Origin of the sequence: Aquamicrobium segne (assembly GCF_042656785.1) — a bacterium.
GTDB classification, from domain to species: domain Bacteria; phylum Pseudomonadota; class Alphaproteobacteria; order Rhizobiales; family Rhizobiaceae; genus Mesorhizobium; species Mesorhizobium segne.
In genome coordinates this window covers 235,478-254,778 of the sequence record NZ_JBHSLL010000025.1, presented here as the reverse complement: position 1 = coordinate 254,778, position 19,301 = coordinate 235,478, and the positions used below count along the sequence as shown (strand labels likewise).

General features: G+C 54.9%; 24 protein-coding genes. 11 read left to right on the top strand and 13 right to left on the bottom strand.

The window, feature by feature from the left end; all coding sequences use genetic code 11:
* Positions 1-137: 137 nt before the first annotated feature.
* The 5 genes from lptC to ptsN all read left to right on the top strand — a co-directional run bounded on the left by lptC (position 138) and on the right by ptsN (position 3,898).
* Entirely contained in the window at positions 138-887 is a 750-nt protein-coding gene (gene lptC / locus ACFPLB_RS09910) for an LPS export ABC transporter periplasmic protein LptC (protein ID WP_378229182.1), read from the top strand.
* Positions 874-1,467, top strand: coding sequence for an LptA/OstA family protein (locus ACFPLB_RS09905; RefSeq protein ID WP_378229181.1), 594 nt, complete (start codon positions 874-876; stop codon positions 1,465-1,467). Before lptC ends, ACFPLB_RS09905 begins: the two co-directional genes overlap by 14 nt.
* A 7-nt stretch (positions 1,468-1,474) precedes the next feature.
* The gene (lptB, locus tag ACFPLB_RS09900; RefSeq protein ID WP_378229180.1) at positions 1,475-2,278 is read left to right on the top strand and encodes an LPS export ABC transporter ATP-binding protein; all 804 of its coding nucleotides are present in this window, start codon (positions 1,475-1,477) and stop codon (positions 2,276-2,278) included.
* A gap of 505 nt (positions 2,279-2,783) precedes the next feature.
* On the top strand, positions 2,784-3,365 hold the full coding sequence (gene hpf, locus ACFPLB_RS09895; protein ID WP_378229179.1) for a ribosome hibernation-promoting factor, HPF/YfiA family: 582 nt from the start codon (positions 2,784-2,786) through the stop codon (positions 3,363-3,365).
* Between the two features lie 68 nt (positions 3,366-3,433).
* Entirely contained in the window at positions 3,434-3,898 is a 465-nt protein-coding gene (gene ptsN / locus ACFPLB_RS09890) for a PTS IIA-like nitrogen regulatory protein PtsN (protein WP_378229178.1), read from the top strand.
* A gap of 203 nt (positions 3,899-4,101) precedes the next feature.
* Here the strand turns inward: ptsN and ACFPLB_RS09885 are convergent, their stop codons facing one another.
* From ACFPLB_RS09885 to ACFPLB_RS09870, 4 genes are all read right to left on the bottom strand, one after another.
* Entirely contained in the window at positions 4,102-4,374 is a 273-nt protein-coding gene (locus tag ACFPLB_RS09885; protein ID WP_378229177.1) for a BQ00720 family protein, read from the bottom strand.
* A gap of 29 nt (positions 4,375-4,403) precedes the next feature.
* On the bottom strand, positions 4,404-4,829 hold the full coding sequence (locus ACFPLB_RS09880; RefSeq protein WP_378229176.1) for an Hsp20 family protein: 426 nt from the start codon (positions 4,827-4,829) through the stop codon (positions 4,404-4,406).
* Positions 4,830-4,953: 124 nt separating this feature from the next.
* A complete protein-coding gene (locus ACFPLB_RS09875; RefSeq protein WP_378229175.1) occupies positions 4,954-5,850 on the bottom strand; it encodes a methylated-DNA--[protein]-cysteine S-methyltransferase in 897 nt (298 codons plus the stop codon).
* A gap of 192 nt (positions 5,851-6,042) precedes the next feature.
* Positions 6,043-6,537 carry a DUF2244 domain-containing protein gene (locus ACFPLB_RS09870; RefSeq protein WP_378229174.1) on the bottom strand — a complete coding sequence of 165 codons (495 nt, stop codon included), beginning with the start codon at positions 6,535-6,537 and terminating at the stop codon, positions 6,043-6,045.
* 82 nt (positions 6,538-6,619) lie between these two features.
* On the opposite strand from ACFPLB_RS09870, the gene nth reads away from it, so the two are divergent.
* Positions 6,620-7,360, top strand: coding sequence for an endonuclease III (nth, locus tag ACFPLB_RS09865; RefSeq protein ID WP_378229224.1), 741 nt, complete (start codon positions 6,620-6,622; stop codon positions 7,358-7,360).
* 31 nt (positions 7,361-7,391) lie between these two features.
* On the opposite strand, the gene ACFPLB_RS09860 is transcribed toward nth, so the two are convergent.
* The 3 genes from ACFPLB_RS09860 to ACFPLB_RS09850 all read right to left on the bottom strand — a co-directional run bounded on the left by ACFPLB_RS09860 (position 7,392) and on the right by ACFPLB_RS09850 (position 9,380).
* Positions 7,392-7,862, bottom strand: coding sequence for an NUDIX hydrolase (locus ACFPLB_RS09860; RefSeq protein ID WP_378229173.1), 471 nt, complete (start codon positions 7,860-7,862; stop codon positions 7,392-7,394).
* A 127-nt stretch (positions 7,863-7,989) separates the two neighbouring features.
* Positions 7,990-8,187, bottom strand: coding sequence for a Flp family type IVb pilin (locus ACFPLB_RS09855; RefSeq protein WP_378229172.1), 198 nt, complete (start codon positions 8,185-8,187; stop codon positions 7,990-7,992).
* A gap of 239 nt (positions 8,188-8,426) precedes the next feature.
* Entirely contained in the window at positions 8,427-9,380 is a 954-nt protein-coding gene (locus ACFPLB_RS09850) for a phosphatase PAP2 family protein (protein WP_378229171.1), read from the bottom strand.
* 103 nt (positions 9,381-9,483) lie between these two features.
* On the opposite strand from ACFPLB_RS09850, the gene ACFPLB_RS09845 reads away from it, so the two are divergent.
* Positions 9,484-9,807 (top strand): hypothetical protein, encoded by a 324-nt coding sequence (locus ACFPLB_RS09845; protein ID WP_378229170.1) that lies wholly within the window; start codon positions 9,484-9,486, stop codon positions 9,805-9,807.
* A gap of 26 nt (positions 9,808-9,833) precedes the next feature.
* Entirely contained in the window at positions 9,834-10,499 is a 666-nt protein-coding gene (msrA, locus tag ACFPLB_RS09840; RefSeq protein WP_378229169.1) for a peptide-methionine (S)-S-oxide reductase MsrA, read from the top strand.
* 140 nt (positions 10,500-10,639) lie between these two features.
* Here the strand turns inward: msrA and ACFPLB_RS09835 are convergent, their stop codons facing one another.
* On the bottom strand, positions 10,640-10,846 hold the full coding sequence (locus tag ACFPLB_RS09835) for a SlyX family protein (protein WP_378229168.1): 207 nt from the start codon (positions 10,844-10,846) through the stop codon (positions 10,640-10,642).
* 6 nt (positions 10,847-10,852) lie between these two features.
* Positions 10,853-11,482 (bottom strand): uracil phosphoribosyltransferase, encoded by a 630-nt coding sequence (gene upp, locus ACFPLB_RS09830; protein WP_378229167.1) that lies wholly within the window; start codon positions 11,480-11,482, stop codon positions 10,853-10,855.
* Positions 11,483-11,768: 286 nt separating this feature from the next.
* Here upp and ubiE point away from each other — a divergent pair, with 286 nt between their 5' ends.
* Genes ubiE through coaBC form a run of 3 tightly spaced genes read left to right on the top strand, consistent with a single transcriptional unit; the run spans position 11,769 to position 15,451 of the window.
* On the top strand, positions 11,769-12,545 hold the full coding sequence (ubiE, locus tag ACFPLB_RS09825) for a bifunctional demethylmenaquinone methyltransferase/2-methoxy-6-polyprenyl-1,4-benzoquinol methylase UbiE (protein ID WP_378229166.1): 777 nt from the start codon (positions 11,769-11,771) through the stop codon (positions 12,543-12,545).
* Between the two features lie 28 nt (positions 12,546-12,573).
* Positions 12,574-14,148 (top strand): 2-polyprenylphenol 6-hydroxylase, encoded by a 1,575-nt coding sequence (gene ubiB, locus ACFPLB_RS09820; protein WP_378229165.1) that lies wholly within the window; start codon positions 12,574-12,576, stop codon positions 14,146-14,148.
* Between the two features lie 49 nt (positions 14,149-14,197).
* Positions 14,198-15,451, top strand: coding sequence for a bifunctional phosphopantothenoylcysteine decarboxylase/phosphopantothenate--cysteine ligase CoaBC (gene coaBC, locus ACFPLB_RS09815; RefSeq protein WP_378229164.1), 1,254 nt, complete (start codon positions 14,198-14,200; stop codon positions 15,449-15,451).
* A 43-nt stretch (positions 15,452-15,494) separates the two neighbouring features.
* Here the strand turns inward: coaBC and ACFPLB_RS09810 are convergent, their stop codons facing one another.
* The 4 genes from ACFPLB_RS09810 to ACFPLB_RS09795 form a co-directional block, all read right to left on the bottom strand.
* A complete protein-coding gene (locus ACFPLB_RS09810) occupies positions 15,495-15,968 on the bottom strand; it encodes a DUF992 domain-containing protein (protein ID WP_378229163.1) in 474 nt (157 codons plus the stop codon).
* A gap of 106 nt (positions 15,969-16,074) precedes the next feature.
* Complete coding sequence (locus ACFPLB_RS09805; RefSeq protein WP_378229162.1) at positions 16,075-16,911, bottom strand: tetratricopeptide repeat protein; 837 nt, start codon at positions 16,909-16,911, stop codon at positions 16,075-16,077.
* 329 nt (positions 16,912-17,240) lie between these two features.
* Positions 17,241-17,483, bottom strand: coding sequence for a 30S ribosomal protein S21 (rpsU, locus tag ACFPLB_RS09800; RefSeq protein WP_378229161.1), 243 nt, complete (start codon positions 17,481-17,483; stop codon positions 17,241-17,243).
* A 176-nt stretch (positions 17,484-17,659) separates the two neighbouring features.
* Positions 17,660-19,168 carry a helicase HerA domain-containing protein gene (locus ACFPLB_RS09795; RefSeq protein ID WP_378229160.1) on the bottom strand — a complete coding sequence of 503 codons (1,509 nt, stop codon included), beginning with the start codon at positions 19,166-19,168 and terminating at the stop codon, positions 17,660-17,662.
* Between the last annotated feature and the right edge of the window lie 133 nt (positions 19,169-19,301).

The window sequence follows — 19,301 nt, the reverse complement described above, 5'->3', positions numbered from 1 at the left end:
GCTCTTGCCGTGCGTTTGTGTCATCATGTATCCTTACGCTGGCCATATTTCTGAAGTTTTGGTCCCCTTGGACTTGTTTGTGAAGCTTTGCATCCCGAATTACGGGGTATTGGAAGCTGGCCTGTTTGTGGAAAGCCGTGAATTTGTCATATGGGACCAAACTGATGGGCATGGATGACATGCCGCCAAGACCTGCTGTCGATGCTGAAACGGGTGCGGGCATTCATAGCGGCGCTTTTGGTCGGGAAGCAGCCTTTGGCCGCGCCCGCCAGCATTCGCGCCGGGTGCGCAGGCTGAAATTCATTGTTCCTGCCCTTGCCATTGCCCTGGCTGTCGCCTTTCCGCTTTATTCTTATATCGCCTCGCCAGAAATTGTTAAGGTTGAGACGCAAAGCAGTGCATTTTCCGATGGCAAGCTGGTGATGTCCAATCCCAAGCTGGAAGGTTTTACCAAATCCTTGCTGCCTTATGCGATGACGGCGGTGCGTGCGATTCAGGAAGCTGGTGCTGAAGGGGTTATCGAACTGGAAGGCATTGATGCCCGCTTGCCGGTCAGCGCCGACAATACGGTTCGGGTGGATGCCGCAAAAGGCACATATGACCGCACTGCCAATACACTTACAATCGACAGCGAGATCACTCTCACCACAAGCGATGGAATGACTGCAAAGTTGAAATCAGCCTTTCTCGATATTGATAAAGGCAATATGAAGACAGTTGAGCCAGTTGACATCAGTCGGCCGGGCACCCGCATTACGTCTGACAGGCTGTCGGTGGAGGACCATGGCAAGGTCATGATTTTTGAGCATCGGGTGCGCATGAATATCGATCCTGCCGCTGGCCGGGGGGAGCAGCAGAGGGACGAAGATAACAATGCGACACAATAATTTGGCGAGGCTTAAAACCCTTGTATCGGCCTTTTTCCTTGTCATGGCCGGACAGGTCATGGCCGGGCAAGTCATGGTGGGTCAGGCCCTTGCCCAGACCGGCGGAGCAAGCTCCATGCCCGGCCTGAAACTGTCCGGTGACCAGCCGATCCAGATCGAGAGTGACAAGCTGGAAGTGCGTGAAAACGAAAGCCTGGCGATTTTCACCGGCAATGTGCAGGTGGTTCAGGGGGCAACCCTTTTGAAAGCAGGCGCCATGAAGGTTTATTATGCCAGGGATCAGGCCGATCAGGCGTCCGGGTCTGCAACCACGGGCACTGCCAATATCGACCGGCTGGAAGTGTCGGACAAAATCTACATCAAGTCTGACACGCAGATTGCAACTGGCGATCGCGGGACTTTCGATATGGCAAGCGAAGTTCTGGTGCTGTCGGGTGACAAGGTCGTACTGTCGGATGGTGACAATGTGCTGACCGGCTGCAAGCTGACAGTGCAGATGAAGACCGGCCTTGCGCAGGTCGATTCCTGTGGCAAGCGTGTTCAGATGTCGATCACGCCGGGTTCGCAAAAGAAACCATAGGAACCTTATGCGTTCATTTTCCATCCCGGGTCTGTCGAAAGACAAGACCGGTCCACAAACCAATGACAGCAAGGTGACAGCGGGCCTCAAAGGCACGCTGATTGCGCGCGGCCTGACCAAAAGCTACAAGGGCCGCCGGGTCGTCAATGGCGTGTCGCTGGGCGTGCGTGCCGGTGAGGCCGTGGGGCTGCTTGGGCCCAATGGTGCAGGCAAGACCACCTGTTTTTACATGGTGACCGGCCTTGTCCCGGTCGATGAGGGCACCATCGAGATCGATGGCTATGATGTTACTTCCATGCCCATGTATCGTCGCGCCCGGCTTGGCATCGGCTATCTGCCACAGGAAACCTCGATCTTTCGCGGCCTGAGCGTTGAGCAGAATATTCGGGCCGTGCTGGAAGTGGTCGAAAAAAGCCGCAAGCAGCGCGACAAGGATCTTGATGAACTGCTTGAGGAATTTCATATCAGCCATTTGCGTCATGCGCCTTCCATGGCGCTGTCGGGGGGCGAGCGGCGGCGTCTTGAAATTGCGCGCGCTCTCGCCAGCAGGCCCGCCTATATGCTGCTCGATGAGCCGTTTGCGGGTATCGACCCGATTGCTGTGGCCGATATTCAACAATTGGTCCGCCATTTGACCCGGCGTGGCATCGGTGTTTTGATCACCGACCATAATGTGCGTGAAACGCTGGGCCTGATCGACCGCGCCTATATTATTCATGCAGGTGAAGTGCTGACCCATGGCCGGGCCGAGGAGGTGGTAGCCAATCCTGATGTGCGCCGCCTCTATCTGGGTGAAGGTTTTACCCTGTAATGCCCGTCTGTCTGGTGAAAGACATATGCCAGTCTGATTTTCGGGCTTTAGAGCGCCGTGCGTCCAATCGGACGCACAAAGGACGCTCTAACACTTTGAATAAGCATCGGAATAATCCGAAAACCGATTCCACTTTTCGGTCCGATGCTTTAAAGCGTGTCGTGATCTTTCAGATTCACGAGCTTGCTTTAAATTTTTGTTTTTACGCATGTCTTTATCCCGAAACTGGTTCCTGGTTCGGGAGACAGGCTTTGGTGTTGCAAATGGAGCCGGAGGGTCTGGTGTCGAATCACCCGGTTGCGTGGTTTCGTTGACAAGCTGTGCCGAAGTGTCTAGAAGCCCGCCCGCATATGGACACTACAGGTGCTGATGTCAGGCTGTCGGGTGTTTGACCGCAAAGTTCAGAACAAATTAGGCAGATAGGTCGCTGTGCGGCTTGTACGAACAAACTACGGGTATAAACTCGAAACTGGTTCGAAGCAGTACAGGAAAGGTCACTAGTCAAATGACATTACGGATTGCGGGAAAGCATATGGATGTCGGCGATGCGCTTCGTGAGCGCATTACAGACAAGGTCACCGACATTATCCAGAAATATTTTGATCGTGGGTTTTCCGGTCAGATCACGATGATCAAGTCGGGTGCGCGCTTTACTTCGGATTGCATCGTTCGCCTCGATTCAGGCGCTTCCTTGCAGGCAGCCGGGGAATCTCACGATCCGATCCAGGCATTCGAGGCTGCGGCTGAACGGCTGGAAAAGCGCCTGCGCCGCTACAAGCGCCGTCTCAAATCGCATTATCCGGTCAATGCCAGCACGGATGGCGTCAACATCGCCTATGCGGTGGTTGAGGGGCTGGATGAAGATGACGAGGACGACATTCCAGAAGATTTTGCGCCCACCATCGTGGCCGAATCAACTCTGGCATTGAAAACCATGTCGGTGGCTTCCGCCGTCATTGAACTGGACACGATGGGTAGCCCGGTTCTGGTGTTCCGCAATGGTGGCACTGAACAACTTAACATCGTTTACCGTCGGCCTGATGGGAATATCGGCTGGATAGACCCGGCCACGGTTAAAACCGCGTAAGGGTTGGTATAAGGCGAGGTCCGTGACAGCGGACCCGCCACGGCAGGCGAAGCAGAGGAATTTCAAAAATGGCTCTGAAGGATCTTGTCGACGTTCCGGCAATCATGCCGGCGTTGAAGGCGACCTCAAAAAAACAGGTTCTCCAGCTTCTGGCGGAGCGGGCTTCTGCTTTGTCGGGAATTGCTGAGCGCGACATTTTTGAAACGATCATGCAGCGCGAAAAATTGGGTTCAACCGGTGTTGGCAATGGCATTGCCATTCCGCATGGCAAGCTGGCTGGTGTGAAGGGAATTACCGGCGTGTTTGCGCGGCTGGAAACGCCTGTTGATTTTGAAGCGCTCGACGATCAGCCTGTCGATCTGGTCTTTCTGCTGCTGGCTCCGGAAGCGGCAGGGGCCGATCATCTCAAAGCCCTGTCGCGGATTGCGCGCATGTTGCGTGACACAGAGACTGTGGCCAAAATCCGCGGTGCAGGTGACGCGCAAGCCATCCATGCGCTGCTGTCAGAAACACCGGCATCTTATGCTGCCTAAATCTTGCCTCCCGAAACTGGTTCTTAAGTTCGGGAGACAGGCTTTAGAGCATTTCTTGTTTTCACGAAAACGGATGAAATGCTCTAAGCTCTTGTTTTAGCCGCATTTGTGCGACGTCAGATGATTCCATCTGACTGCAAAATGCTCTAGGAAAACAACCAAGGGCCGCCTTCATGTGCGGCCCTTTTTGTATGGTGGGAAAATCAGTGGGTTGCCACTGTGGTCAGGTCGTTTTCCATGGCGCCAGCCAAAGCACGGTCGCGCTCATCGGCAAGCAGTATGGGCTGGCCATTGGCGGCAAACAGCGCCCAAAGCTCTAAACCTGGCGTGATCTGGGCAAGGCCGGGAAAGCGGCCCCGCAAATCGTCGCTCGACATTTTGCGCAAATAAGCGACGCTGCCTTCGCCAAGATGGGCCAGTTCGCTCGTGCTCATCACCGGATTTTCGACAGTGGTGGTATCAACGGTTCTGGTCATGTTTCCAGGCCTCCTGTTATCGGCACAGATCAGTCTTTCACCGATATGTTTATTTTTCGCACCAGCCGCTCGGCTTCAGGTCGGTCAAGATCAATCGACAGCAGCCCGTTTTTCAACTCGGCGCCGATCACGCGCATTCCTTCCGCCAGCACAAAGAAGCGCTGGAATTGCCGGGCGGCAATGCCCCGATGAAGAAATTCGCGCTCGCAATCGTCGGTTTGGCGGCCACGCACCACAAGCTGGTTTTCTTCCGTGCTCACCTCCAGATCGCTTTCGGCAAAACCTGCGACCGCCAGCGTGATGCGCAGTTTTTCGGTTGTGCCGTCCGCACCGCGAAGCCGTTCGATATTATAGGGGGGATAGCCGTCGCCTGACTTGGCCAGACGTTCCAGTGTCTTTTCCATGGCGTCAAAGCCAAGCAGGAGCGGGCTGGAAAAAGGCGTCATTCTGCTCATTGCGTCTTGTCCTCTTGAGAGCGACATCAGATGAAGGAACCCGAACGGCATTCCTTCTGTCACAGATATGGTTGTGCCGGGCATCAAGTTCAAGATTTTTGGTTATCGCCGCACACGAAAGACTCTAAGCCGCCAAAACCTGCCCTTGTTCCCAGCCCAGCATGGCGCGCTTGCGGGTCAGCCCCCAATGATAGCCGGTCAGCGCACCGGATTTGGCCAGCGCCCTGTGGCAGGGCACGACAAAAGAAACCGGATTGGCGCCACAGGCGGCCCCCACGGCGCGTGAGGCTTTGGGCTGTCCGATCTGTCCGGCAAGCGCAGAATAGGTGCGGGCCTGTCCCATGGGGATGGATAAAAGTGCCTCCCACACCCTGATCTGAAAATCAGAGCCGATCATGACGACGCGCAATGGCTGGTCTGCCCGCCATTGCAAGGGGTCAAATATGCGAGCGGCATAGGCAGATGTGGCGGCATGATCCTCGACATAACTGGCATTTGGCCAGCGGCTGGACATATCGCAAAATGCAGCCTGTTCCTCACCCGGATCGTTGAAGGAAAGACCGGCCAGCCCCCTGTCGGTGATCATGATGAGCGCCATGCCAAAGGGGGAGGCGTGATAGCCGTAGAAAATGGTCAGCCCTTCGCCCCGGTTTTTATAAGCTCCCGGTGACATGGCTTCATGCGTAACAAACAGATCATGCAGGCGGCCGGGACCGGACATGCCAACCTCCAGCGATGTTTCCAGAAGCGGCAAGCCACCCTCCAGCAGCCGACGGGCATGATCAAGGGTTACCGCCTGCAAAAAGGCTTTTGGCGACAGCCCGGCCCAGCGCAGAAACAGTTTTTGTAAAGCAGTGGGGGTTTCGCCAACCGCTTTGGCCAATTCATCCAGCGAGGGCTGGTCGCGATAGTCGAGGCTGATTTTTTCAATCACCCGGCGCACAATTTGATAATCGCTGCCTTGTGGTGTGATGTCTTTTTCAAGGATGGGAACGGGGCTTGTCGGGCTGCGGGCATTCATGGGATTTCTCGCAAATTTTTATCAGTACAGAAAACCATCGCCTGAATGGCGTGTCTTGCCCACCCGTTTCCTGCCACCTGTGCTGCTTAGAGTATTTCTTGTTTTCATGAAAACATGGCGAAATACTCTAAGCTCTTGTTTTAGCCGCATTTGTGCGACGTCAGATGATTCCATCTGTACTCACAAAATGCTCTAGCCTCTTTTGGCGGTTGCCAAAGCCCGGGAAAAGGCGGTGGCAAAACTTTCCCGATCGTCTGGATTGAGAAAACTGCCGATCGGGATGATCTTTTCGCTGGTTTCAATGGCCATGCGGGTGATACCGATTTCCGTGTGACGGGCGATGGAAAACCGCGTCCAGAACGGGTTGACGCGATAGTTTTCCGATTTTCCTGAAGGCGAAATCTTGCGGATGCACAATTGGGTGCGTGATAGCGACACTTCCTCGCGGGCGCGGGCGGCGCGATAATTGATACGAAATGCGATATAGAGCGCAATCACATCCAGTCCGAAAAAACCGAAAACCGGCCATGCGCCATGGCTTAGAAAAATGGCGCCAATTATCATCCATGTAAACAGCAATGCACCGAACAGAATGGTAAATCCGGTTCGGCCTAACGATCGGTGCGGTTTCAGCAGCGCCTCAAAGAAAGGCTCATCCGCAGCAAACTCGGCATTTGTCTCGCTCATTTGTTGATACTATAGGGTGATCATGACCAGCCCCAAGCAAAAAAAATCAAACCTGCCCGAAAACAAGGCCCAAAAGACACAAATGCCGCAGCCCGCCAAACGTGTGGCCACTGTCAGGCGCATCCAGCGCTCCCGCTACAAGCCAGATGAAGTGCATGAGATTTTTCGGCGTTTTTCGGTGCAGCGGCCGGAGCCCAAAGGCGAACTGGAACATGTCAACGCCTTCACGCTTCTGGTGGCGGTGGTATTGTCGGCACAGGCAACCGATATTGGCGTCAACAAGGCAACGCGCGCCTTGTTTGAAAGGGCCGATACGCCTGAAAAAATGCTGGCTCTGGGCGAAGACCAGGTTGGCGAATATATTCGCACTATTGGCCTGTGGCGCAGCAAAGCCAAAAACGTGATTGCGCTTTCACTGATGCTGATTGAGGATTATGGCAGCGAAGTGCCGGGCGAGCGCGATGAGCTGATTAAATTACCGGGGGTCGGTCGCAAGACGGCCAATGTCGTGCTCAATATGGCTTTCGGGCAACATACCATGGCGGTCGATACCCATATCATGCGCATTGGCAATCGCATCGGTCTGGCGCCGGGCAAGACACCAGAACAGGTTGAGGCTGAACTGGTGCGCATTATCCCTGACGAGTTCATGCGTCATGCCCATCACTGGCTGATCTTGCATGGGCGTTATGTGTGCAAGGCGCGCAAACCTGAATGTGAGGCCTGCGTGATTGCCGATATTTGCAAATCGCCGGAAAAGACCACCTCCATTCCTGCCCCGCTGGTGGAACTGGAGCCACAGGATATTGCGCAATCCTTATAAGCGGGCCTTATAAAAAAAAGAAAAAGAGCGATTATGTGCTTTCTTGCAAGGCAGAGACTTCAAGATTGCGCACCAGCGTGGCCAGTTCCGGCTCGTCGATCAAAGTTGCGGCCTGTTGTGGGCGCAACCAGGCGCGTTTGCGGCTTTTGGCTTCCGGCCAATGGTTCAGTTGCCGGGTAACGTTCAGGAGATAGACGGTGACATTGACCCGCACAAAGGCTGAAGGCAGGCGCTTCCAGTAGGAATAGGCGCCGGCAGGAACAGGCAGGGTTTTGCCCTCGACCCCGGCTTCTTCCAATGCCTCAATGGCTGCGGTCTTGCGCCCGCTCTTGCCTTTCATCGGCCAGCCCTTGGGTAGAATAAAACGCTGTGTTTCGCGTGAGGTGACAAGCATCACCTCCAATTCTCCCGCTGCTGTGATGCGAAAGGGAATTGCCGCCACCTGGCGAATTTTCTCGCCTCTTCTGGCTTTGCGCAGTGCCTGTTTTTTTGGTTTCGCCATTCTGTGCCGATTCGATCTGTGCAAACACAGTAGTCGGCCCCTGAAGTCAGGCAAGCAGTGATCCGTGACAATACAAAAAAAGGCTGCCCGAAGACAGCCTTTCCGTATGATGAAACAAGCGGATGTTTTAAGAATCAGGGGTGACAGCACCCTCATTTGCTGCATCCAGCTTACCAGACACCGTAGTAAAAGTCGCGCTGATGCTTGTGCCAAGTGCGGTGGCGGCAACAATAATGCCGACAGCGATCAAAGCTGCAATCAGGCCATATTCAATGGCGGTGGCGCCGGACTCGTCTTTAACGAAACGTGCAAAAATCTTGGTCATGACAGTATTCCTTGTTGCCCAGGTTGTAATTTCTTCTTGGCGGTTTCTTGCTGAACCGTGATTGCACTATCGCCGACGCCACTTTCAGTTGTGTTAAATACAATGGTAAATGAAGTATGTCGAATAAATGTGCTTAACAAAGACAGAATAATTTGCGTTGCTTTGTCGAGAAGGTTGGGCCTCTATGGGAACAAAAGGCCTGAACCGCTTGTTTGGATTTGTGAGCCTAGAATATCTGGTCAATGAGACTCAGCAATTATTCTAATGTCGGGTGCCAGTTCTTGCTGGTGGTCAGGCTCAAGAACCTTACGGGTGCATGCAAGAGCCACGACAAGCAGAGCGATACCGCCTGGAATGTCGACCAGATGATGGCCACCATGCACGAGAACACCAGGTATGACTGCAAGGTTGATAAGTATATAGGCGGGAAACAGCCAGCGAATGCTGCGAGAATGGAGAGTCGCGGTGCCGGCCAGAACGATATGCATGGACGGGAACGCAATCATTCCGCGAAATTCGTCCGGGCTTAGAAGAGAAATACCATTGTTGAGATGGGACAATATTTCAGCGCCGTAGGTAGAGGACACGACCGGTCGACTGCGTTGCAAGACGTCAGCCGACAACTCGAAATAGGCGCTTGGCCCGAGACTTGGGAGAAAGGTCCAGAAAATAACGGCCATGAGGCTTGCGATCGCTACACTTACCATGAGCGAGTGAAGTTCCCTTATTCGATTACTCAAAGCCAGGATGATGACCAGAAGGACAATTTGTGGAAGCGTTGAGATATAAGCGAAACGCATGACCTGATTGAACCAGGGATATTGCCCCGCCCAGGCTACGATTGTCGGCCAGTCATAGCCAAGCATCGTGTCGAGGCGCATCAGCCAGTAATCAATGGTCGGACGTGGGTTTGGGGTGAGTAAATAGTTAAGTAGGGACAGTAAGCCGGTAAACAGTATGAATATCCCGGCTGCTGTTGTTACGCTGCCCAATTCTGCACTGCGGCCGGACTGGCGGTAAAAAAAACCCAGTGACAGTAGAATAAGGACCAGGCCGCTTAGGATTGAATAGGCAGGCCAGTCTATTGCGGCTTGGTGAAAAGTGATCAGAAATGCGTCAACTGCAAGTAAGGCAAGTGTGACCCTGAAAAGGAATTTCTCCGCGACTTCATAACAAGCAGGTGTTTTGATCATGAATGGATTGTGTCACAACATAGCTTACAAATTGCTAAAATGATCCGCGCAGATTGCATGACAGGCCCGCAAATCATATTTATTGACCTGGAAAGGTGCATGAATGTTCCGTTTTCTATTTCGACTTGCGGCAATGGTCTCATTATCGGTGGCCGTCATCATGGCGGTTTTGGATGCCACGCGCATGGTGGCCGTATCCGCGCTGGTCATGACGCCGTTAAAAACGAGCTGGAACAGGGTGTCGCCCGAGACTTTGGGCGCTGCGGAAATGTTTGTGCGTGAAAAATTCAATCCGCTTGTATGGGATGTGGCGGTTAACTGGGTTCTGGCGCTGCCCGGATTTGTGGTGTTTTTAGTGCTTGCGTTTTTACTTTATGCTATCGGCTACAGGCGTGCGCGCCCTCAAGCCCGGCATGTGGCAGGTTAGGCCGCAAAAAAGTCGAGGAAAACAACATGTTGTTCCAAAGCACTATTTTACATCAGAAGATTACCATGCCTGCTGCAGAAAATGCGCTGCCGGGGCGGGTGTTGCCCATTCCCACTGCGGCCACGCATTTTGTCACTGGCCATGATTTGAAGGGGCCTTACCCTGAAGGGTTTGAAAAAGCCTTGTTTGGCATGGGCTGTTTCTGGGGTGTGGAGCGGCTTTTCTGGCAGGTGCCGGGGGTGTGGCTCACCGCATCCGGCTATGCGGGCGGGGTCACGCCCAATCCGACCTATCCCGAGACCTGCACCGGCCTGACCGGCCATGCCGAGGTGGTTCTGATCGTTTATGATCCCAAAATTGTTTCCTATGCCGATCTCCTGAAACTGTTTTGGGAAAACCATGACCCGACGCAAGGGATGCGTCAGGGCAATGATATTGGCACCACCTATCGCTCCGTAATCTACAGTTTTTCTGAAGAGCAGCAAAAGCAGGCGCAAGCCTCATCTGCAGCCTATGAAGCCCGGTTGCAGGCAGCAGGGCGAGGCCGGATCACCACCGAAATCAAGTCTGCGCCTCAATTTTATTTTGCCGAGGCCGAGCATCAGCAATATCTGGCAAAAAACCCGAATGGCTATTGTGGCTTGCGGGGCACGGGCGTGTCCTGCCCCATCCCCACGGGTGTTTTGACCTAAAGCCTGTCGCCCGAACTTAAAGCCTGTCTCTCGAGACTTGAGAACCAGTTTCGAGATAAAGACATGCGTAAAATAAAAATTTAAAGCAGGTTGCGTGAATCTGAAAGAAAAGCGACCCGCTTTAAAAGGGCAGCGACGGCTTACCAATGTGGCGGCTTGGTTATGCCGATTTCAGGTGCAGCCTGCTCTTCCAGTTCCAGAAAGCGCTCCGTCAGCACATCGAGCTTCTTTTGCAGCCGGTCGATGATCTTCCACTGTTCGGCAATCTGGCCGGACAGTTCCTCAATGGTCTTTTCCTGCTCGGCAGCGCGAATTTCCAGCGTAATCAGCCTGTCATCATTGGCCATGATGGTTCATTTCGTTCCATACAGGCGGTCGCCCGCATCGCCGAAGCCGGGCATGATATAGCCTCTTTCATTCAACTGCCGGTCGATGGAAGCTGTATAGACCGGCACATCAGGATGGGCGCTTGTAAAGCGTTCAATGCCTTGAGGTACTGCCAGCAGGCATAAAAAGCGGATATTGGTGGCCCCGCGCGCTTTGAGCAGATCAATTGCAGCAATGGCAGAATTGGCTGTCGCCAGCATCGGGTCAACCACGATCACCAGCCGGTCGGCCAGATCACTGGGAGCCTTGAAGAAATATTCGATGGCCTCCAGCGTATCATGATCGCGATAAAGCCCGATATGGGCGACGCGCGCGGCTGGCACCAGATCAAGCAACCCTTCCAGCAGGCCGTTTCCGGCGCGCAAAATGGAGGCAAAGACCAGTTTCTTGCCTTCCAGAACCGGCGCTTCCGTTTTTTCGATCGGGGTTTGGATCTGTGTGGTGGTCAGTTGCAGGTCGCGCGTCACCTCATAGCCGAGCAGCAGCGAGATTTCCCGCAACAGGCGGCGAAACCCGGCAGTGGACGTGTTTTTATCGCGCATGATGGTCAGCTTGTGCTGCACCAGCGGATGATCAATAATGGTAACGCCCTTCATGATTTTCTCCGGCCAGAACATTTTGCGGCTGGATTGAAAAAACCTCCGGCATCGCACAAATGCGTTTTCAAACAATTTTTCAGGGTCCGTCCGGTTTTGGTGGAAACAAACCTTTGACCCTCTAAATCTTATTGTGAAGGCTGGCGGGCAAATAGAAAAGACCTGTGCAACGGACAAATTGCAAAGTCCACAGGGCCTGCGACCATTTCTGCGGATAAATGAAAGGCCATGGCGCGGTCAAAACCCTTCCTGTATGGTGCGTCGCATATAAAAGCGGAATACAGGCATGTCAGTTGAAAGAACCACCGCCGATGGCGGCATGGAAACTTCCTATGGTTTCAAACAGGTCGGGACGGGCGAAAAGCAGCCGCTGGTCAACGAGGTGTTTCACAAGGTCGCCAGCCGTTATGATCTGATGAATGATCTGATGTCGGCAGGCCTGCACCGCGTGTGGAAAGACGCCATGATTGCATGGCTCAATCCACCAAAGCGCCCCGGTTTCAAGAGCCTGGATGTGGCTGGCGGCACCGGGGATATTGCTTTTCGTATCGTTGAGGCAAGCGAGCGCAATGCGCATACCACGGTTCTCGACATTAACGGCTCGATGCTGGGCGTTGGCCGCGAGCGGGCGCAAAAGAAGGGGCTGGCGCCTTATCTTGATTTTGTTGAGGCCAATGCGGAAGAACTGCCTTTTTCCGATGGGGTTTTTGACGCCTATACGATTGCTTTTGGCATCCGCAATGTGCCGCGTATTGATGTGGCGCTTGCAGAAGCTTTCCGGGTGCTGAAACCGGGTGGACGCTTTTTGTGCCTTGAATTTTCCGATGTCGATATGCCGTTTCTGGACCGCATCTATGATGCGTGGTCGTTCAACGCCATTCCAAAAATCGGCCGCATGGTGACAGGCGATGGCGAGCCTTATGCCTATCTGGTGGAATCGATCCGTAAATTTCCTGACCAGAATAATTTTGCCCGCATGATTGGCGATGCCGGGTTTGAACGGGTCAGTTTCCGCAATTATTCGGGCGGCATAGCGGCCCTGCATTCCGGCTGGAAGCTGTGATGGTAAAAGCTGTGATGGTCTTGGGCGCATGAGCAGTTTGAGTGCAGGTTTTCGGCTCGTCAGGGCTGGCTGGGTTCTGGTGCGTGAAGGCGTTGTTTCCGCCTTGCCGGGCGATCAGCTTTCGGGCCTGCCAAAATTCGGCTGGCGCATGGCCACCATCTTTGCCCGCCGCCGGGCCTTGAAGCAGGAGCGCAGCGACCGGCTGGCGCATGCGGTGGCCCGTCTTGGTCCTTCTTATGTCAAGCTTGGCCAGTTTCTGGCTACCCGTCCCGATGTGGTGGGCAATGATATTGCCATTGATCTGGCGCTCTTGCAGGACAAGATGCAGACCTTTCCCAAAGCGGAAGCACAAGCCAGTGTGGAAGCCTCACTGGGACGCAAGCTGGATGAGCTTTATTGTGAATTCGGCGATGCGGTGGCCGCAGCCTCTATTGCGCAGGTGCACCCAGCACAGATTGATGACCCGCAAGGGCAGCGCAAGGTCGCGGTCAAGGTCATCCGGCCCGGTGTGCGCCGCCGCTTCCTTCAGGATCTGGAAAGCTATTTTTTAGCAGCCCGTTTGCAGGAGCGCTGGATTCCATCCAGCCGCAGGCTGCGCCCGGTGCAGGTCACCGAAACCCTGGCCCAGACCACCCGCATTGAAATGGATTTGCGGCTGGAAGGGGCTGCCCTTTCCGAACTTGGCGAAAACATCAAGGGTGATCCGGGTTTCCGGGTTCCAGCCGTTGATTGGGAGCGCACGGGGCGTGATGTTTTGACCATGGAATGGGTCGATGGCATCAAGATGAATGATGTGGCAGCCCTTGCTGGCGCGGGTCACGATCTGAAAGCCATTGCGGCCAATCTCATCCAGTCTTTCCTGCGCCACACGCTGCGCGACGGTTTTTTCCATGCCGATATGCATCCGGGCAATCTGTTTGTGGAAGCTGATGGCACGATTGTTGCCGTGGACCTTGGCATTGCCGGTCGGCTGGGCAAGAAGGAGCGGCGTTTTCTGGCTGAAATCCTTTATGGTTTCATCACGCGCGATTATCTGCGGGTGGCGCAAGTGCATTTCGAGGCGGGCTATGTGCCGCAAAAACATGATGTTGCAGCTTTTGCACAGGCCATTCGGGCCATTGGTGAGCCAATTCACGGCCAGCCGGCCGAAACCATTTCCATGGCCAAGCTGCTGACGCTTTTGTTTGAAGTGACAGAGTTGTTCGACATGGAAACGCGGCCGGAACTGATTTTGCTGCAAAAAACCATGGTGGTGGTGGAAGGTGTGGCGCGTACCCTCGATCCGGCATTCAACATGTGGAAATCGGCGGAGCCGGTGGTCGGCGACTGGATTCGCAACAATCTGGGACCACCTGGTCTGCTGGCGGATGCGCGTGACGGATTTCACGCCCTGTCGACATTGGCGCGCCAATTGCCTGAATTTACCCGGCGCACCGAGCATTTGTCGCGCGAGGTGGAGCGTATGGCTGAAACCGGCTTGCGTTTTGATGAAAAAACCGCGCAGGCTATTGGCAAGGCTGAAGCCCGCTATACGCGCTCGGGCAGGCTGGCGCTGTGGGTTATTGCTTTGACCTTGCTGTTTATAGCATGGAAGCTTGTTTGACCCTTGTTCCGGGTCTGATCAGGGTGGGTTTACGTAGGCAATCAATGTCATGATAAAAAGCCTTTCCGAAAAACGCATCCTGCTGATCATCGGCGGTGGAATTGCGGCCTATAAGACGCTTGATCTGATCCGACGCCTGCGTGAGCGCGGGGCTTTGGTTCGCCCGGTGATGACAGAAGCCGCTCAGCAGTTCATTACGCCGCTGGCGGTGGGTGCACTGGCGGCCGATCATGTGTTTACCGATCTGTTTGACCGGCAAGACGAGCAGGATGTGGGTCATATCCGTCTGGCCCGTGAAGCTGATCTGGTGGTGGTGGCGCCTGCCACTGCCGATCTGATGGCAAAACACGCTCATGGTCTTGCCAATGATCTGGCCAGTGCTGTGCTTCTGGCAACTGACGGGCCGGTTTTGTTGGCGCCCGCCATGAACCCCAAAATGTGGGCGCATCCGGCCACGCGCCGTAATCACAAGGTGCTGGTCAATGACGGTATTGCCTTCATCGGGCCGATGCGGGGGGAAATGGCCGAAAGCGGTGAGGCAGGCGAGGGCCGCATGGCTGAGCCGCTGGAGATCGTGGCAGCAATCGAGGCCCTTTTGGCGCCGGTAGAAAAGCCGCTTGCCGGGCGGCGTATTATTGTCACTTCCGGGCCAACGCATGAGCCGATAGATCCGGTGCGCTATATTGCCAATCGCTCATCGGGCAAGCAGGGCCATGCCATTGCTGCTGCCCTTGCCCGGTTGGGCGCAGATGTGCAGCTTGTGTCCGGGCCGGTGGCGATTGCCGATCCGGCAGGGGTTTTGACCACGCATGTGGAAACCGCCCGACAGATGCAGGCGGTGGTAGAAAACTTGCTTCCGGCAGATGCGGCCATTTTTGTGGCGGCCGTTGCCGACTGGCGCATGGCGGATGCCGCAGATAAAAAAATCAAGAAGGTGGCAGGCAAGGGGCCGCCAGCGCTGCAGATGGTTGAAAATCCCGATATATTGGCCGGTATTGGCCACCATGCCCAGCGGCCCTTGCTGGTTATCGGCTTTGCTGCAGAAACGCAGGATTTAATCAAGAATGCGCAAGCCAAGCTGGAAAGGAAAGGTGCCGATCTGATCGTCGCCAATGATGTGTCACATGATAGTGGCATAGGCTCTGGCGGAGTGTTGGGGGGAGTAATGGGAGGCGATCGCAACCGGGTGTGTATCGTTACCAGGCAAGGCGCACAGGAATGGCCGGAGTTAAGTAAGCAGGAGGTTGCGCAGCGACTGGCCGAACTGGTTGCTGAACGGCTGAAGGAGCATCAAAAAAACTGATGCTCCTGCCTTATGCTGGTGGTTGCCAGTCCGGCAAGGCTTTTTACTTCAGTGAATGCACCAGTTCGAGCGATTGCACGGCAACGGCGAGGTTGAGGCCGGTCTGCGCCTGCACACTCAGGGGCTGGAGCGTATAGGAACGCTGAAAACCGCCAAGCAGCAGATTGGCGCCACCGCCGGTGATGATGCTGGCTTCCGCATTCACGCCAAAATAATTTCCAGCCAGCCTGCCGCTGTCATAATTGCGGCTGGCAGCCAGAACAGCCCAGGAAAGATTGCCTTGCTGGGTTTTACCCAGATCAACACCCAGCTTGGAAATCATGCCGCTGTAATATTCCGGGGCGCGCCCGCTGGAGGGTGTGAAGGTGCAGGCCAGCCCCTTGTTTGAGGTGATGAGATAGCCGGTGCCACCGTCGATCTGGCAATTGAGCACGCCAAGTTCGAATTGTCCTGTCGCATTGGCAGCCCCCATGGATAAAAGGCCGAAAGTGGCGGCAGCAACAAGTTTCTTGATCATAGGAAAACTCCTGAATTTGGTCGTATGGCAACACATCGCCATGTCAGATAATGTCTGACATGGCGATGTGTTGCGTCGAAAGACGGCATGAAAATGGCGCAATATTTTATTGTGTGCGTGAAAGCCCGTCTTTTGCCGGCTGATAGGATGGCTTGAGCTGGATTGCCTTGCGATAGGATCTGGAGGCGCGTGCCTTGTCGCCGCGCCGTTCAAAAATCAGCGCCTGATTGGTCCAGGCTTCGGCATTTTTTGCATCCAGCTTGATTGCCATGTTGAAATCGGCGAATGCATTATCTTCCTGGTTAAGAGCCAGATAGGAAAGCCCGCGTCCATTATAAGGCTCGGACGCATCCGGGGCGAGTGAAACAGAGGTTGAGAAATCCTCGATCGCATAGCTGTGCTGACCTTGCCCCTGATAGATCAGGCCGCGATTGTGGTAAGCGCGAGGGTCGGTGGTGTCGAGCTGGATTGCTTTCTCAAAATCGTTGAAGGCTTCTTGTGTGCGGTTGGCTTGCCGGTAGACATTGCCGCGCCCGATATAGGCTACATCATAGTTCGGATTGATCTGGAGGGCGCGGTTGTAATCGATGATGGCCTTGCCATTGTCACCCATGAAGCGATGGATCAAGGCCCGGTTGGAATAGGCCTGATAAAAATTCGGATTGAGCGAGATGGCGGTATCGAAATCCTTCAGCGCCTGCGCATAGCGCCCGCCCCGCCCATAGGCCGAGCCACGCACATTATAGCCTTCGGCATCGCGCGGATTGGCGTTAATGACCTGTGTCAGCGAAGAAATATTCTCGCTGGAGGCTTGTGTCGTGTCGACATTGCTTAAATCCAGCATCGGGCCTGACTGGCAGGCGGCAAGCAATAGACCGCTCAAAAGCACGCCAGCCATGGAAAATGTGTAACGGGCATTATGCCGTTCATGTGCTGTTTCCATGGCTGAATATCCTTGAGTTATTTCACTTTTAGAGCGCCGTGCGTCCTATCGGACGCACAAAGGACGCTCTAATTCTTTGAATGAGCATCGGAATTATCCAAAAACCGATTCCACTTTTTGGTCCGATGCTCTAGCCTACAGCATGTTTTTCAGAAGTGGGAATCGGTTTCCCAAAGACATGTGTAAAAGCTACAAAAAACATGTATTCAAACAAAAATGGCGCGACCGGGGTCGCGCCATTTTTTTTATTCATATGCCTGTCTTTATCCCGAAACGGGTTCCCGGTTTGAGAGACGGGCTTTAAATGAAGGGAATAAAACAGACTGCAATCAGCGGGAAGCGGTCATGGTGCGCGGTGCTGCGCCTGGTAGCAGACCTTCGCGCTGGGCGCGCTTGCGGGCCAGCTTGCGCGCACGACGTACGGCTTCAGCCTTTTCACGAGCCTTCTTTTCCGAAGGCTTTTCAAAATGGCCACGCATTTTCATTTCACGGAAAATGCCTTCGCGCTGCATCTTCTTCTTGAGTGCGCGAAGCGCCTGATCAACATTATTGTCGCGGACGAGTACCTGCACGGGCGTTCCTGTCTGTCGTGTTAGAATCTTGAGGTAACGACCGCAGCCGTCCCCTTTTCGTGACAGATCGCATCACGAATTTGCGGGGGCTAATATCAGAGCTGTCGTTCCTTGTCCAGACAGGAAAACAGCGCTTTGTCCGGGCGGGATCTGTGTGGGCAGGGCAGACGGCTTTTTTATTTGGCCATTGCAGAAAAAGGCGCTGCCTCATCTGCCGCATCGGGATCTCCCGGCGCCGTCTCGCAGCCAAGATCAGGAAAGGCGACAATGCGTTTATTGTGGAAATCGGTACGGATGACGATGAGGTCGCGTTCTTCAAAATAAGTCAAAAGACGCCTTGCACGGCGTGTCGAATGGGTGCCGTAAGCCCGCGCCAATGTTGCGTCAGATGGGCAGGGCGCATGGGTGACAGCAGCTTGTGCCACCATTAAGAACATGCCCTGAACATCATCTGGCAGGCTTTCGGAAAGCTGAAGTGCGAGCGGCCATGTTTCACCATCTGCGGTCTTGTGATCAACGCCTGCGCGGGCAACGGCCAGCCGACGGCGAAACCCTGCCATTTGCAGCGGTTCGCCCGCAACACGGCGGATGCGGCAGCGCACCAGAAAATCCTGATATAAAATGGCGTCGGTGCGAAACCCGGCGTCGGGGTCTTCAAGAATTTCCTTAAGCACCATATCGATTGCGGCTTCGCGTTCGGCCTCATCGATTTCTGGAAACAGCTTCTCCTGCTCTTGCGGCTTGGGTGCAGGCTGTGGGCGACTTAACTGTGCCATCAGGTCAGTGGTGGGAATGGGCTGGGGCGCGGTTTTGCGTACAGCCATGCGGGCCTCATCCGGCCCGGGCGAAAAGACGAGATCGGTCACGTCCTCAGGTGTGTCGGGCAAGGGCATCAGCTTCGGGCTGACCGAGCGGGCCGCAGTTTCCACCGCGCCGATGGTGATGGGTTTGGGACGGCGCGCCATGGCAGGGCCCAGCGCCACAAAACTGCCGCGGGCCAGATCGCGGAACATTTCAGCCTGCCGCCGCTCCATGCCCAAAAGATCGGCAGCACGGGCCATATCAATATCAAGAAATGTGCGGCCCATGAGGAAATTGGAGGCTTCGGCCGCCACATTCTTGGCCAGCTTGGCCAGGCGCTGGGTGGCGATGACTCCGGCCAGCCCGCGCTTGCGGCCCCGGCACATCAGATTGGTCATGGCGGCAAGTGAAATGCGCCTTGCTTCGTCGGAAACCTCTCCGGCAGCGGCGGGCGCAAAAAGCTGCGCCTCATCAACCACGACCAGAACCGGATACCAGTAATCGCGCTCGGCATCGAACATGCCGCCCAGAAAAGCAGCCGCAGCGCGCATCTGCTGATCGACCTCCAACCCTTCCAGATCAAGCACGGTGGACACCCGGTGCTGGCGGATACGCCCGGCAATGCGGGTCAGCTCGGCCTCGGTGCGCCGGGCATCAACCACCACATGGCCGAATTTGTCGGTCAGAGTGACAAAATCGCCTTCCGGGTCGATGATGCATTGCTGCACCCAGGGGGCGCTTTGCTCCAGCAGGCGGCGCAGAAGATGCGACTTTCCCGATCCCGAATTGCCTTGCACAAGCAGTCGGGTGGCCAGTAATTCTTCAAGATCGATCATGGCGGGCTTCCCGGAGGAGGCCGTTCCCATGTCAATTTCGACTTTCATTGCAGATCCTTTTAATCAAGGGTGCTTTTACAGTTGTGTGCATGACTTGCGAAGCGGTGCGCAAGCAATACCCACAGGCGCTTCGCCGCAGACGAGGCGGGCAGTTGAGCTTGCAGTGGCCGGGGGTCTATTG